The sequence below is a fragment of the Embleya scabrispora DSM 41855 genome (assembly GCF_000372745.1).
In the GTDB taxonomy this organism is placed as follows: Bacteria; Actinomycetota; Actinomycetes; order Streptomycetales; family Streptomycetaceae; genus Embleya; species Embleya scabrispora.
Window position 1 is genome coordinate 72377 of sequence record NZ_KB889741.1, and the last position, 14754, is coordinate 87130.

Below are 14754 nucleotides of genomic sequence, written 5' to 3' on the forward strand. Positions count from 1 at the left end.
CCTGGTCGGGTCGGACGGGCTATACATGGTCCGTTCGGTATTTCGGGGGCATGCCGTCGGGGGTGGTCGTGGGGGAGCACGGAGTACGCGTCGCGGCATGCGGGGTGAGCCGAACGGTCGCGGGACGCACCGTACTTCGGGACGTCTCGCTGGTCGCCGAGGCCGGTGAGGTCTCCGCCGTCGCCGGGAGCAGCGGATCGGGCAAGACCACGCTCCTGGACACCCTGGCCGGGATCCGGCTGCCCAGCGCGGGCGAGGTGCGCCACGACGGCGGCCGACCGGACGCGCGTGGGCTGGGCTACGTCCCGCAGGACGACATCCTGCACCGGGCACTGCCGCTGGCACACAGCCTCCGCTATGCCGCGGCGTTGCGCGAGCCGGTCGACGAGGGCGTGGACGCCGCGGTCGCCCGCACGCTGGCCGCCCTGGGCCTGACCGCGTGCGCGGATCGGCGGGTGGGCGCGCTCAGCGGCGGCGAGCGCAAACGCGCGAGCATCGCCGTCGAGTTGCTGACCCGGCCCCGGGTGTTGTTCCTGGACGAACCCACGTCCGGCCTGGACCCGGCCGCCGCAGCGGAACTGATGCTCGTACTGCGTAAGTTGGCCCGGGCCGGCACCACCGTCGTGCTGACCACCCATGCGCCGGCCGATCTGGTCCGGTGCGACCGGGTGGTGTTCCTGGCCCCGGACGGGCGGCTCGCGTACGTGGGGGACCCGCGGGCGATGCGCGCCCACTTCGGCGTCGAGACCGAGGCCGACGTATACGCCGCGGTGGCCTCGCGCGGTGCGAGCGCGGACGCGGAACGCGAGCCGGAACTCGAATTGGAACCGGAAGTGGGGGCACTGGAACCGGAATTGGGACCAGGACCGGGCCCGGAGGCGGCCGGGGCGGCGGATCGGCCCGCGGCGCGAGCCGATCGGGCGCTTCGGCAGTGGGCCATCCTGGCCCGCCGCGACCTCGAACTGATCACCCGCGACCGGTTGGCCGCCGCGATGCTGATCGGCTCACCGCTGGTGATCGTGGCGATGTTCGCGATGCTCTTTCGGCCCGGCGCGTTCGACCCCGCCGACCCCAGTCCGTCCGGTGCCGCGATGATCCTGTTCTGGATCGCCTTCGGCGGCTTCTTCTTCGGGCTGACCTACGGGCTGTTGCAGATCTGCGTGGAGTTGCCGATCGTGCGCCGCGAACGGCTGACCGTGTTGCGGATCGGGCCCTACGTCGCGGCCAAGTTCACCGTGCTGCTGCCCGTCCTGGCCTTCGCCGACGTGCTGCTGCTCGCCGTGCTGCGCGCCTTGGACCGGCTGCCCGCCGCGTCCTGGGGGGTCTACGGGTCCCTGCTGACGACGCTGTTGCTGGCGTCCGCCGCGGCGCTCGCGCTCGGGTTGTTGACCTCCGCGGCGGTCACCGAGGTGGGCCAGGCCACGTTGATGTTGCCGCTGCTGTGCTTTCCCCAAGTGCTCTTCTCCGGCGCGTTCGTGCCGGTACCCCGGATGCCCGTGATCGGACACGCGCTCAGCTACGCGATGACCAACCGGTGGGCGTTCGAGGCACTGGGCGGCGATCTGGACCTGCCGGGGCGCTGGGCACACAGCCGTTCCGCGCTCGGCCCGCCGCTGCTCGCCTCCTACGGCGACAGCTTCGACCACCCGCCCGCGCTCGGTTGGGTGATACTCGCGGGCTGCGCCGTGCTGTTCGTCGCCGCGACCTGCGCGGTGCTGGCCCGCCGATGTCCGCGGGCCGGGTCCTGAGCGCACACCCGCGAGCGCGCACCCGACGGAGTCGGGCGGGTCAGCAGCGCAGCCGAGGAGCCAGCCCCCGGGCGTCGGTGGCCCGGTCGCGGTAAGTGCGCGAGACGAAGTCGAGGAAGGCGTCCACGTCGGCGGTCGTGGACGGCAGGCCGAGCGAGACGCGCACCGCGCCGCCGGAGGGCAGCCCCAGGCGGGTCAGATAGTCGTCGAGGGTCCCGCCGGAGGCGGCCGTACGCAACACCGCGCCGCGCAGCGTCCGGCGCCCGATCGCGAACGCCGCCTCGCCCGCGCCCGGATTGCAGAAGCAGCCGGTGCGCACGCAGATCCCCGCGGCGGCGGTGTCGCGGGCGACGATGCGCTCGTCGACCACGGCGCCGGCCGCGTCCAGGATGTTCAGTGCGACCGTGCCGCCCCGGGCGCTCACCGTGTCCGGCCCGTACACCCGGATCAGCGGCGCGCCGCAGTGATGGCGCAACTCGGCCAATCCGGCGAGCAGATGGGCGGTGAGATCGGCGACCCGGTCGTGGATCGCCCGCATGCCCAGCGAGTCCACCCAGGCCAGGCCGTGCGCGACATCGGGGATGGCGAGGAAGTTGAGCGTGCCGTCCTCGTAGGCGGACTCGTCGCCGGCCATGCGATGCCAGCCGCCCTGCGCGCTGACCGCCTCGATCGTGCCGCCCGCGAACCACGGCCGGCGCAGCCGCGCGAGCGCGTCCCGGCGGGCCAGCAGACAGCCCACGCCGGTCGGGTAGCCGAATACCTTGTACCAGCTCACCGCGACGAACTCCGGCTGCACCACGCTCAGATCGAGCACATTGGTGGGTGTGTACGCGGCCGCGTCCAAGAGCACGTCGTAGCCGTGCTCCTGGGCGACGCCGATCCACTCCAGGGGGTGCCGGACCCCGGTGAAGTTGCTTTGCGCGGGATAGGCGAACAATCCTCGGTGGCGGGCGAGTGCTGCCCGCAACGCAGCGCCGTCCAGGCGCAGTTCCGCGCCGGTCAGGCCGATGTACTGGGTGCGGGCGCCGCCGGCGCGGGCGTATTCGCGGATCCCGTTCACCGAGTTGTGGTTGTCGATCGGCAGCACCAGGCGGGTGCCGCGGCGGAACGGGTATGCCTCGCCGACCAGTCGACAAGCGCCGGTGGCGTTCGCGGTGAACACGGCCGCATAGCGGTCGGGGTCGGCGTTGAAGTGATCCAGGATCGCGTGGCGGGTGTTCTCCACCAGCGTCGTGGAGGCGACCGAGGCCGGGTGTTCGGAGTGCGGGTTGCCGTAGGTGGCCCCGGACAGCCGCTCCGCGTGCGCCCGCCGTTGGCTGCGCGCGGCCAACCCCGCTCCGGTGTGGTCGAGGTAGACCAGGCCCTCGTCGTCCAGGTAGCCGTACTCCTCCCGTCGGATCGCGTCGAAGTCCGGACCGAGCACGTCGGCGACCACCACCGGCCTCACCTCCCCGGGTCTGCCGAGTCTTGCGCCGCACCGGCGGCAGCGTCAACGGATGGGCCGGCCGCGCGTCGCGGACCGGGTTCGGGCCTGCCGGTGCCCGTTCTCACCCCTGATGGTTGATCCGCGACAAGGATCCCCTAGGGTTGGGGAAGGTAAGGCTTGCCTCAGCGGATCGCCCTGCCTCCGCAGTGCGGGTCGAGCGCCGCCTCGTCGCGGCGCCCGGCTCGTGTCCCCACACGTGCCAAGGAACCAGGACCCATGCCGAAACCTCGCCGCCGGATCGCCGCCGTCGCCGTGACCCTGTCCGCCGCCCTGCTCACCGGAGCCTGTGGCTCGGACTCGTCCGACGGGAACAAGGGCGGTGGCAAGCCCGCCGTCGCAGCCGGAGGCAAGGAGTTCGGCAGCGCCGGCCAGGTGACCACGGGCCTGGGCACCGATGCCGCGCCCGGTCAGTACCCACGCACGATCCGCACCGCGATGGGCGACGTGACGCTCAAGGCGCAGCCCAAGCGGGTCGTCGTGCTGGACACCGGCGAGTTGGACAACGTCGCGGCCCTGGGCGTGCAGCCGGTCGGCGTCGCATTCACCGACGGATCCCAGGAACTCCCGGCCTACCTGGGCGGCAAGGCGGGCAAGCCGGCCAAGGTCGGCACGATCAACAGCCTGAACCTGGAGGCGATCGAGAACCTCAAGCCGGACCTGATCCTGGGCAGCAAGCTGCGCGCGGAACAGCAGTACGCGGTGCTGAGCAAGATCGCGCCGACCGTGTTCTCGGTGCGCCCCGGCTACACCTGGAAAGAGAACTTCCTGCTCAACGCCGCGGCCTTGGACAAGACCGCCGAGGCCCAAGCGCAGTTGCACGCCTACCAGGCCCGGGCCAAGGCGCTGGGCGACAAGTTGGGCTCGAACAAGCCCACCATCTCCATGGTCCGCTTCATGCCGGGCAAGATCCGCCTGTACGCGAACAAGTCGCTGATCGGCACCGTGCTCCAGGACGTGGGCCTGCCGCGCCCGGCCAACCAGAACATCGACGACCTGGCCGTGGAGTTGTCCGAGGAGCGGATCACCGAGGCCGACGCGGATCGGATCTTCGTCGGCACCTACGGCCCCGCGGACAAGACCGCGCAGGCCCGGGTGACCGACAACCCGCTGTGGAAGAAGCTCGGCGCGGTGGAGAAGGGCAAGGCCGTCACGGTCCCCGACGAGACCTGGTACCTCGGCCTGGGCGTGGTCGCGGCGAACTCGATCCTGGGCGACCTGGAGAAGAACCTGATCGGCTGAGCCCGAACAGACGGCCCGGTCAACCACCCGACGCGGCGCCCGGCGGGGGATCGAAGACACGCCCCAGGGGCTCGCGCGCCGCGTACGCGAGCAGTGCGGCGACTCCCGCGGCCGGCCCCTCGGCACGACGCCAGTGTGCGTCGCGCTCGGTCAGCGCGCCGAACAGGCGCTGCCAGGACCGGTCCTCGGTGCCGAGCAGATCCACGGTCAACGCGGCGACCTCGGTGTACGCGGCCGCCACCGCCACCCGCACCGGCTCGGACGGGTCGATGCGCGCCCGGGCGTCGGCCAGGTAGCGCAGCACGCGGTCGGCGTGACCCACCTCGTGTACCAGGTCGTGGCCGGTGAGCAGGCCCGCCTCGATCAATCGCTCGATCTCGACGTGCCATTCGGCGGTGCCGCCGTCGGGCAGCACCCACGCGGCGACGGTCCGAGCCGCCCGCGGGCCGCGCCGGGCCGCCGCGAACGCCTCGGCGGGACGCAGGTCGGTCGGCATCGTCACGACGAACTCCTCGGGCGCGTCCGGCCGACTCACCAGCGCCTGCCGTACACCGGCCGGCCAGGGCTCGCGGGTGTGTTCGCTCGCCAGCAACGTCCAGTCGCGCCGGTAGGGGCGGTCCAGGACGCGTTCGGCATCCGCGAGCCGGTGACAGCCACGCAGCCTGGCGACCAGCCGGGTCGGGGACAGTTCGCGGTCGATCCGCGAGGTCAGCACCGCTACGCCGGCCCCGGTCGGGTCGCCGCCGGCCAGTGCCTTCGCGGCGACCCCGGCGGCACCGCTGCCGAGCAGTCCGCGGTCGATCAGCGCGCGCAGCCGGTTCGGGCCGCCGAAGCGCAACGTGTTGCGGGCCGCGAGCAGTTGGTCCGGCAGCGACAACTTCCCGGCCAGACCGGCCAGCGCGAGCTCGACCACGTCGGGGCACGCCGCCTCAACGGTCACCCGCAACGAGTCCGCCCAGTACTTGGAGAACACCCCGGGATCGAGCAGGCGCTCGCGCAGCACGGGCGACAACGGCCGGGTGTCCTCGGCCGCGCGGGCCAGGATCCGACGCCGCTCGGCCACGTCCCCGTGCCCCTTCACGTCGCCGTACAACCGGTCCTCCAGCACCGGATCACCCCGATCGAGCAGCCTTTCCCGGATGTGTCGGGTGTGCGGCGAGCGCGAGTCGCCCTCGGCCAGGATCAGTGCGGGACCCGCGTCGGCCAGACCCAGTACGTACCCGACGAGGTCGTCGCCGACATGCCGGGTGCGCTTGGCGTCGCGGGCCAGGGTGCCCGCCGCCCGCGGGCCCAGCGACGGGAGCACGGCGCGGAGCACGTGCATGTCGGCGTACACGAGCAGGGCCGAACCCGCGCTCGACAGCGTCGCGGGCGCGGGTTCGGATCGGCGGTCGGCACCGGTGGTCACCCGGTCGAGCAGTGCGGGCAGCGGCAGTTCGCCGGCGTCGGTGTCCATCGCGGCCAACGCGGCGAGCCAGCGGTCGCGATCGTGGCCGAGTCGGGCGGCGAGCAGTGCGCGCACGGCCCGGGTGAGCGGTTTCCGGGCCAACTGCGACAACTCGCCAGGGCGGGCCGTACCGAGTGCGCGCGCCGGCGTGGTGGCGATCATCTCGGCCGGCCCGACCAGGCCCGCGCGGTAGCGCACCGAGGCGGAGGCGGTGTTCCGGAAGCCGGCCGGATCCCGCCGGGCCAGCCGTTCCCGCGGCAGGTCGCCGGCGTCGGCCGCGCATGCCGCGACCAGCCAGTTCGGGTGGCGCAGCCCGGGCAGGTCCGCTTCCGGGGTCTCCGCGAACACCGCGAGTACCGCCGGGTCGGTGGGTATCGGCGCATCCGGCACGACCTGCCGCAACAGCTGCGCGGCCGCGAGCGCGCAGCCCCGATCGGGGGTGTTGCGCCGACCGCGTCTGGTCGGCAGTGCCGGCCCGGCCGGCGCACGGGTGTGCGACGTCGGCGCGTGCCGCGCGAGGGTGCGGGCGTACTCGGCGATCTCCGCGTCGTGCAGGGCGCGTTGCGCGGCCCCGGGCGGGCGGCCGGCCGCCTGCGCCGCGACGGTGATCAGCTCGGCGACGGTGCCGGCGAACGAGTCGAGCAGGCCGAGTCCGATCACCGTGGCCTCGACGTGGCCGGCCAGGTGGGTCCGGACCAGTTCCGCCAGCCGTGCGTGGATCGGCGCGGCCACCGTCTCCGGCGCCAGCTTGGGCAGCGCGCGCAGCACCTCGCCGGCCGGCCGTGCGGTGTCCACCAACCGCACCGGGTCCAGCAGGCCGTGATCCACGCAGTCGTTCACCCACGCGGCGTCGGCGCGGCCGAACGCGACAGCGCCCAGCCGGTCGACCGGCTCGCGGTTGAGATCCTCGGCCCCGGAGCCGCACGTGCGGTTGACCAGGGCGAGCCGCAGCAGCCGGCCGAGTTCGCCGTCGGCGTGCTCGTGGCGCAGGAGTTCGTCGATCGGCTCGGGCGGATACGGCGTTTCGCGATGCCGGGCGACCAGGCGCGGCAGGTCGTAGACGTACGGTTCGTGCACCAGGGTGGCCATCAGTCGGCGGGTGGCGTTGCGTCCCCTGGCGGCGGCGAATACGCGAGGCAGCGCCTCGGGATCTTCGTACGGGATGCGCGGTGGGCCCAAGCGGCTCGGCCCGCCTGGGGCTTCGAGCGCGTTCAGGACGGCGGCGGTTCGGTCGCAGTGACCCGGCTCGCCGAGCAGTTCCACCAGGCGCCGGACCGCGTCGGGGCCGCCGCGCCGCCACACCCGCAGGAACGCGAAGCAGCGTGTGTCGGCGGACGGGAACGCGTGGAGCGCGGCGTGCACGAGCTCCGGGTCGCCGCTGACCGCCAGCGGCGTGAGCCGGCGCTGGTCCCGGCAGTCGAGCAGGTCGGCGCGCAACCCCGGGTCCAGCGGCACGGGTTCGGTGCGGCCCGGGGTGCGCGGCACGCCGGAGGCGATGGTGCGGCGCAGGGTCAGCGGGGTGCGATGGTTGCGGTACACGGCCGCGTCGACGCTGGGTTCGTCCAGCGCGACCAGCCGGCCCAGCTCGCGCGGATCCAGGCCGGCGTTGTGTGCGACGGCCGCGCACACTCGCGGATCGCGGGTGGCCAGCGCGACGTCGAGCGCGTGCGCCGGCAGCGGCCCCCTGCCCAGCAGGTCGCGCAGCAACTCGTCGGGCAACCGGGGCAACAACGCGCGCAGGTCCTCGGGGTCGGCGGCATGGAGAAGAAACCGATAGGGCCTGGACAGGGCCGGCGGAACGGCCGCACCGGCATCCGGAACGGATCCGTCGGCGACGTGGGCCAGCAACTCGGCCAGGGTGCCCCTGTGGCGCGAGAGGGCGACCCGCACAGTGGCCCAACGGCTTGCCGAGCCGCCCAGGTGACGGTGGATCAGGTCGGTGAGCGGCCGGCCGGCCGGGAGTTCGGCCAGCGTGGCGATCGCCGCCCGGGCGGGGGCGATCGTCTCCACGACCAGCGTGGTGTGTCGCTCGCCGGTGAGCCCCGCTGCGGCGGCCGAGGCGGCGATTCGGGCCACCTCGGGGTGGCCGGGGCAGTGCGCGGCGGCTTCGAGGAGGGCGGCCGAGGGACGAGCCGATCGAGCCACGGTTTCCGGGTGCGCCCGGTAGAGCTCCACGAGCAGCGCATCGGGACAGTCCGTTCGCCCGGCCAGTGCGGCGCAGGCCGCCTCGGGCAGCGGCTCGGCCCGGTGGGCGGCGAGGAGCCGGGCCCAGTCCAGGTCGCGGCGCCAGGTCGGTTCCGGCTCACCGGCGCGCAGACCGGCGATCAGGCCGGCGGTGCCCTCGGCGGCGAACACCGCGGCCCGCAGGTCGGCGACCCGCCCCGAGGCCAGGGCGTGCGCGGCGAGATCGGCGACGTCGGGGGCGATCGGCGCACCGAAGCCGTCGCCGTCGCCGTCGCCGTCGGCTTCGATCGGCGATCCGAGCCGACCGCGGCCCGGGTCGGTGTGCGTCGCCGTTTCCGCGAGCAACCCGGCCAGCCGCGGTGGGTCGGCGAACAGGCCGAGCACGCCCCGAAGTTGTTCGGCCCGGGCCAGTCGCGAGCCGCTCGCGCGCAGTGCGTGCTCAACCAGTGCCGGCACGTCCGACACCACGGCGGCGCCGACGAAGTGCGGATGATCCGGCGGGTCTTCGGCGCAGGCCCGGATCTCCTCCAACAACACCGTGAGCGCCGCCGGATCCGGATGTCGCCCCGGGGCGAGCACCTTGCGGCGCATCCACGGCAGCGCGGTGGCATGCCGGTACACCAGCCGATCCACCACCGGGTCCGGCCGATCCAACAGCGCGGCCAGGTCGGCGGCGGTGGCCCGGGGGTTGCGCGCCACGGCACGCCGCACCAGCACGTCCGAGTCGCGAACGGCCTTGGTGCGCGCGGCGATCGGCAACAACGCGTCGGCCAGGTAGGCGGGGTCGGTTACGCCGAGTCGATGCCGCAATCGGCCCGCGTCCCCGGGATCGCCGCTCGCCACCGCGAGCCCGAGCAGCACCTCGGCGGCCGGGTCGTACCGGCGGGCGGCTCCATGCGTCACTGTTCGATTTCCCCTCGTCGGGCCGACCCGTCCACCGCCGTTCCCCGGTTCCGGGCGGGTTCACGACGACCACCCCACCACAACTCACCGACGGTTGGGCCTCGGCGGCCATCGGTAGGGGGCCGGATAGGGGTGGCCTCGTGGGAGCCGGCCTCGGCGCCCGGCGGTCGGAATGGCCGAGATCGTACAAGACCACTCCCGGCGGGCCGGGCGCCGATCCGAGGCGTGGACAACCGATGAAGGGGTGGGGTTTCGCCGCCCCCGTGGCGGCGAAACCCCACCCCTCGAACAACCCACCCGTCCCGACGCCCGTTCCGCCACCCCGTGTCGGCGGTCCCGCCCCACCCGCGCCCGCTGCCTGCACACCACATCCTGACGGCGCCCACCGACGCGAACCATCCGCCCGGCTACTCGGCCGCCGACCTGAGTACCGAACGTCTGTCCTGAGTATCGATGGGCGCCGATTCGGGCGGCGGCTCGGTGGACACCCCGATCCGCACCGGCCGGATGCCGCCGGGCGCACCGGGAGTCGGCCGTTCAGTGGACGGCGAGCAGGGCCGCGATGGCCGGGCCGAAGGCACCGCCCAGGAGGTAGCACAGGTTGAACAGGCCGATGGCGGTCGGGCGTTGCTCGGGCGCGACGGACCCGGCGGCGAGTACCGCGAGGGTGGCTTGACCGGAGGTCGCGGCGAAGACCGAGAGTGCGGTGACGACCAGGAGCAGCGGAGCCCAGACGCCGACCAGGGCGGCCAGCGGAGCGAGTACGCCGAGTGTGATCAGCAGGGCCGGGACGGTGCGCCGGCCGAGCCGGCCGGAGACGGCGGCGAAGCCCCACGTGGCCGCCGAGCCGACGAGCAGCGCGACCAGTTGGGCCAGGCCGATTCGTCCGGTGCTCCAGGCCGTGTCCCGGGCGAGCAGACGCGGGACGGCGAACAGCAGGGTGAAGTACGACGTGGACAGCGCCAGCGTGACGCCGGCAGCCAAGCCGAAGGTCGGACTGCGCAGGATCGCCACCGGCACGAAGCCGTTCGGCGCCACCCGCAGACGCAGGGCCAGCGCGGCAACGGCGATCAGGGCGCCGAACAGCGCGGGCAGCGGATACTGCGGCACCAACACGAGCGCGGACACGAGCACGGTCGTCAGCAGGGCGCCCACCGGGTCGAACCGATCGGCGTCGGCGGCGGCCGGCCGGGCCGGCGCTCGACGGGCGACGAAGGGTACGGCCAACAGGCCCACGGCGGAGGCGATCAGCGGGACACGCCAGGAGAGCACGTCGCCGAGCACGACGCCGGCGGTCGGGCCGACCGCGCCGCACATGCCGAACAGCGCGGTGATCACGCCCATCCGGCGCACCGAACCGGCCAGATTCAGCGCGACGGCGGTCAGCCCGGCACCGCCGAACGCCTGGGCCGCCCGCCCGGCGAGCAACAGCGGCAACCACGGCGAGAGGGCGACCGCCACCGTGCCGAGCGCGGCCATGGCCGCGGACAGTGTCAGTGTGGACCGAGCGCCCCGCCGGCGGATCAGCGCGGCGGCCAACGGCGTCCCGATCGCGACCGCCCAGCCGAACACGCTGACCAGCCACGAACCGGTGGCCGACGAGACGCCCAGGTCGGCCGCGATGTCCGGCAGGATCAGCACGGGGCTGTTGGCACTGATCGCGAGCGGTGCGGCGAGCAGGGCCAACGCGAGGGCGGGCACCCGGCGTTCGGGCCGTGCGGCGGGGTGTCCGGCGAGCGGGCGGGACGGTGTGCCGGCCGGCCCGGGGATGCGCAGCGCCGGCACCGGCCGGGTCGGCATGGACGTGGTTCGCATCATGGACTCCTCGGAACGGTGGGGAAGCCGGCTGCGCGGCCGGCGCGGCTGCCGTGCCGCGGGCAAGGCGGGGCAGGACGGTCGCCCCGCCTTCCCATGAGGGGTCGGGACGAGGCGACCGACGCCGGATCGGACCGGGACCTCACGCACCGGCGAGGGCTTGGCGCCACACCGGGCTGTCGACGTAGTGGTTGTCGAACCGCTCGGAGGTCTCGCGCAGTTCGGCGACGTCGGCCTCACCGCGGTACACCCGCTCCAGGAGCCGGTAGTAGTCGAAGCGGTCCATACCCGGGGTGAACACGACCAGCATCTTGGCCTCGGTGTCCGGCGCCGGCGCGAAGGCGTGCGGCATGTGCGGCGGCACCAGCAGGAAGTCGCCGGTTTCGAGGGTGACGATCTCCTCGCCGAGCAGGATGCGCATCGTGCCCTCGGTGACGTGGAACATCTCGCTTGCCCGGGTGTGGAAGTGGGCGGGTGCGCCGGGCGAGCCCTTGTGGAAGGTGGCCAGGTTGGCGGTCATCCCGGGGGTGTCGGCCAGCAACGTGATCAGGCTGGTGGGACCGTCCTGGACGATGTCCGCCTCCTGGGTGCGGACCAGGATCGGAGCGGTGGCGGTGGCGGTGGCGGTGGCGGCGGCGTTCGCGGTGTTGCCGGCGGTGTTCGAGGCGTGCGTGGACATGGTGACTCCCTGGAAGGTGAGGAGGTGGGTCGGTCGAGTGGATCGGTGGGCCGGTCGGTGTGCGCTGCTTGGCTTTCGACTCCCGGCCGCGCCGTTCGTTGGTATCAATCTATGGCGGCTATCGACCCATGGAAGGGTGCATTTCCATGCCGGAATGATGGGTCAATTCGAGAGCGGCGGGCGAGCGGGGGCAGCGCGGGCACGCGCCGGCGCGCCGGGCGGGAGGGGTTTCGCCGCCCCGTGACGGCGAAACCCCTCCCTCGCGCGCATCGGGACCGCGTCACGGCCCGACGGCGCTCCCCGCGGTCGGATCCCGGCGGCCCGGTGGGCGAACGCGGACTTCGGCCTCGATCGATCGATTTACTTGCCGTCGATCTTGCCCGCCAGTGCGTCGAGCAGGTCCCGAAGCATGCCGATGGTGGCCTCGTCGATCAGGTTCCCGGCGTCGTCGAAGCGCTCGTGCGACCGGAAGGCGATCACCTCGGGCTTGCCGACCACGTCGGTGTGCGTCCAGACGAACACTTGGCGCAGCGCGAGTTGCGCGCGCACCGACCCGAAGTGGGTGGGCGCCGCCCCCATGATCGCGGTCGGCTTGCGCAACAGCGGCAGGCCCTCGGTCTTGGTCCAGTCCGTGCTCACCCAGTCGATCGCGTTCTTCAGTACGCCGGGGATCGAGTAGTTGAACTCCGGGGTGGCGATCAGCAGGCCGTCGGCTTCGGTGATCCGCCGGCGCAGGTCGGCGACGACGGCGGGACGATCGTCCGGATTGTCCTGGTCCATGTCGTAGGGTGGGATCTCGCGCAGGCCGTCGTATATCTCGATGTCGATGCCGCCGGGGGCGAACTTTCGCGCGGCACGCAGCAGCAGGGTGTTGTGCGACTCGGCACGCAGACTGCCGGAAATGCCCAGGATCTTGATGTCACTCATCGCGAGCGCTCCTTCGCGGGGTTCGATGTTCGGGCGGGCGCGCACTGTCGAGGTCGCGGCGAAGCGGCCGGCGACCGGACCGATCGGCGGCGTGCCCGTTCCGGGGTACACGAGAAACGTATGACCCGGACGGGGCCGACACGGATGGCCCGACATGCCACACAGGGGACCGATCGCGACACGCGCCCGCCGACCCGCGGTCTTCGGCCGGCCCTCCGTCGCCGGTCGGCGCAGGGTCGAAGGAGGGTGCTCAAGTTCGGCTCAGGGCGCCGCGGCCGCTGCCAGTTTCTGGAACTCGGCGCCGAGGGCCCTGGCGAGCCGGTCCGCCAGTGCGCGATGGGCGCGGTCCGTGGTGACGCCGGCCGTGAACGTGTCGCCGTGGCTCGTGAAGCCGAAGACCACGTTCTGCGACCCCATCAGCGGCGGCGCCACGATCAGTTCGACGGCCGGCCGGCCGAGCAGAACCAACGGGGTCCTCGGGCCCGGGAAGTTGGTGCAACTGGTGTTCGCATGGCCTGCGGACATGGTGATCAGGCCGGCGAGTCGAGTCACGTGCAGCGGTAGGCGGGCGGCGACCTCGACGGCGGTTCGCGCGACGGCGGCCTGTCCGATCGACTTGGCGCGCGCCGTCTCGGCGTGCACCCGGGCCAACCGGGCACGCGGATCCGGTTCGGTAAGCGGTAGTGGGATCCGGAAGAAGGACACCACGTTGCCGATCCGGGACGCCTCGTCCGCCGCCCGCATGTTCACCGGGACCAGCCCGGCGACACGACCCGGTATCACCCGGTCCGCCAGGACCGTGCGCAGCGCCCCGGAAACCGCCGCCAGGTACACGTCGTTGACGGTCGGGCGCGCGGTGCCCGGAGCCGCGTGCCGGGCGGCTCGTACCGTCTGCGCGGACACCGTCACCCAGGCCGGGTGGCGACCCTCGCCGGGGCGGCCGTTGAACGGCAGGCGCGCGTTCGGTCGGAGCACCCCGGCGGCCGTGGCCGGAACCCCGCGTAGCGAGGCCGGTCCCGGCGGCACCCGGCGCACCGCGCTGCCGGGCCGGGAAACTCCCGCCTCGGCACCGTCGCCCATCAGCCGCTCCAGCAGCCGGATCACCGAGACGCCGTCGGCCACCGCGTGGTGCACCCGCAACAGCACCGCGAATTCGTCGACTTCGGGGCCGGACAGCAGGTACAGCCGCCATGTGGCCACGGTCGATCGCAGCGGCTCGCCGAGCAGCTCGCCGACTCGCTCGCGCAGCGCGTCCGGGCCGGGCGGGACCGGCGCGGCGACGACGTGCTGCTTCGAGTCCGGGCCGTCGGCCACGAACCAACGCGGACGTCCGCGCCGGCGTCCGGTCGGCGTCGGGCGCGCCCGCAGCCGCATCCGGGGCACCGGCCCCCAGCGCGACCGGACCAACTCGCGCAGGTCGGCCAACTCCGGTGCGCCGCCCCGAAGGCGCACCAGCACGTAGAACCAGGGGTCACCGGGGCTGCCGAACCACTCGTGCACGACGAACGGCAGGTCGCCGGGCGCAGGATGGCTCGGATTCGGCGGGGTGCGTGGCACGTTCCGAACCTCCGGTGGTGGGTCCGAGGCAGCCGCGCACGTCCGGCCCGCCGTCGACGCGGCGGACGACCGGGCCGTTGCCCGCTGTGACACAGGCCACATGCATCCTATCGGTCCTCGAATGCGTATGGATCAAGGACGGAAGCGGCAGGAAGGGAGGACGGGATGGGCCCACAGGGCCGCGAGGGGTTCACCGAGTTCGCCCGGACCTCGGCACACCGCCTCTGTCAGACGGCATATCTGTTGTGCGGCGATTGGCATCTCGCCGAGGACCTCACCCAGATCGCGCTGGAGAAGCTCTACGTGGCCTGGCGCCGGATAGAACACACCGACCAACCGCACGCGTATGCCAAGCGTGTGCTCTTGAACGCATACCTGGACCGCAGACGCCGTCGCAGCTCCACCGAACTGCCCGGCATCGACGCTTCGGCCCTGGAGCGCCGACCCGACACGGCGGCCGACGCGGATCTCCCGGACGTGCGAATGACGCTGATCGACGCGCTCATGCGGCTGCCACCACGCGATCGAGCGGTGGTGGTCCTGCGCTATTGGGAGGACCACAGCGTGGAGTCGGTCGCCGAGATGCTCGGCATGTCCACCTCCGCGGTCAAGAGCGCCGGGCCGCGCGCACTGGCCCGACTGCGCGGCACGCTGGAGGTCAACCCGCTGGTCGGCTGACCCGGCCGACGGGGGCTGCCGGCGGTGGTTGCGGTCGGCCGTCGAGTTCGCCCCTCGGCGTGCGCGCATCGGTCGCGTGCGTCGGTCGGGG

General features: G+C 73.3%; 9 protein-coding genes. 3 read left to right on the forward strand and 6 right to left on the reverse strand.

Going from position 1 to position 14754, the window contains the following annotated elements:
* Nucleotides 1-68 precede the first annotated feature (68 nt).
* Nucleotides 69-1748, forward strand: coding sequence for an ABC transporter ATP-binding protein/permease (locus tag A3IC_RS0149830; RefSeq protein ID WP_040878855.1), 1680 nt, complete (start codon nucleotides 69-71; stop codon nucleotides 1746-1748).
* A 40-nt stretch (nucleotides 1749-1788) separates the two neighbouring features.
* Here the strand turns inward: A3IC_RS0149830 and A3IC_RS0149835 are convergent, their stop codons facing one another.
* Complete coding sequence (locus A3IC_RS0149835) at nucleotides 1789-3186, reverse strand: aminotransferase class V-fold PLP-dependent enzyme (protein WP_020557540.1); 1398 nt, start codon at nucleotides 3184-3186, stop codon at nucleotides 1789-1791.
* Nucleotides 3187-3450: 264 nt separating this feature from the next.
* Between A3IC_RS0149835 and A3IC_RS0149840 the strand changes: the two genes are divergently transcribed.
* A complete protein-coding gene (locus tag A3IC_RS0149840) occupies nucleotides 3451-4473 on the forward strand; it encodes an ABC transporter substrate-binding protein (RefSeq protein ID WP_020557541.1) in 1023 nt (340 codons plus the stop codon).
* Nucleotides 4474-4492: 19 nt separating this feature from the next.
* Here the strand turns inward: A3IC_RS0149840 and A3IC_RS0149845 are convergent, their stop codons facing one another.
* From A3IC_RS0149845 to A3IC_RS0149870, 5 genes are all read right to left on the reverse strand, one after another.
* On the reverse strand, nucleotides 4493-9007 hold the full coding sequence (locus A3IC_RS0149845; RefSeq protein WP_020557542.1) for a hypothetical protein: 4515 nt from the start codon (nucleotides 9005-9007) through the stop codon (nucleotides 4493-4495).
* Between the two features lie 537 nt (nucleotides 9008-9544).
* Nucleotides 9545-10822: an MFS transporter gene (locus tag A3IC_RS0149855; protein ID WP_079027214.1), complete on the reverse strand. Its 1278-nt coding sequence runs from the start codon at nucleotides 10820-10822 to the stop codon at nucleotides 9545-9547.
* A gap of 142 nt (nucleotides 10823-10964) precedes the next feature.
* Nucleotides 10965-11501 (reverse strand): cupin domain-containing protein, encoded by a 537-nt coding sequence (locus A3IC_RS0149860; protein ID WP_020557546.1) that lies wholly within the window; start codon nucleotides 11499-11501, stop codon nucleotides 10965-10967.
* 360 nt (nucleotides 11502-11861) lie between these two features.
* On the reverse strand, nucleotides 11862-12428 hold the full coding sequence (locus A3IC_RS0149865) for an NADPH-dependent FMN reductase (protein WP_026219672.1): 567 nt from the start codon (nucleotides 12426-12428) through the stop codon (nucleotides 11862-11864).
* Between the two features lie 261 nt (nucleotides 12429-12689).
* Nucleotides 12690-13985 (reverse strand): WS/DGAT domain-containing protein, encoded by a 1296-nt coding sequence (locus tag A3IC_RS0149870; RefSeq protein ID WP_020557548.1) that lies wholly within the window; start codon nucleotides 13983-13985, stop codon nucleotides 12690-12692.
* Between the two features lie 165 nt (nucleotides 13986-14150).
* Between A3IC_RS0149870 and A3IC_RS0149875 the strand changes: the two genes are divergently transcribed.
* Nucleotides 14151-14663 (forward strand): SigE family RNA polymerase sigma factor, encoded by a 513-nt coding sequence (locus A3IC_RS0149875; protein WP_020557549.1) that lies wholly within the window; start codon nucleotides 14151-14153, stop codon nucleotides 14661-14663.
* Nucleotides 14664-14754 lie beyond the last annotated feature (91 nt).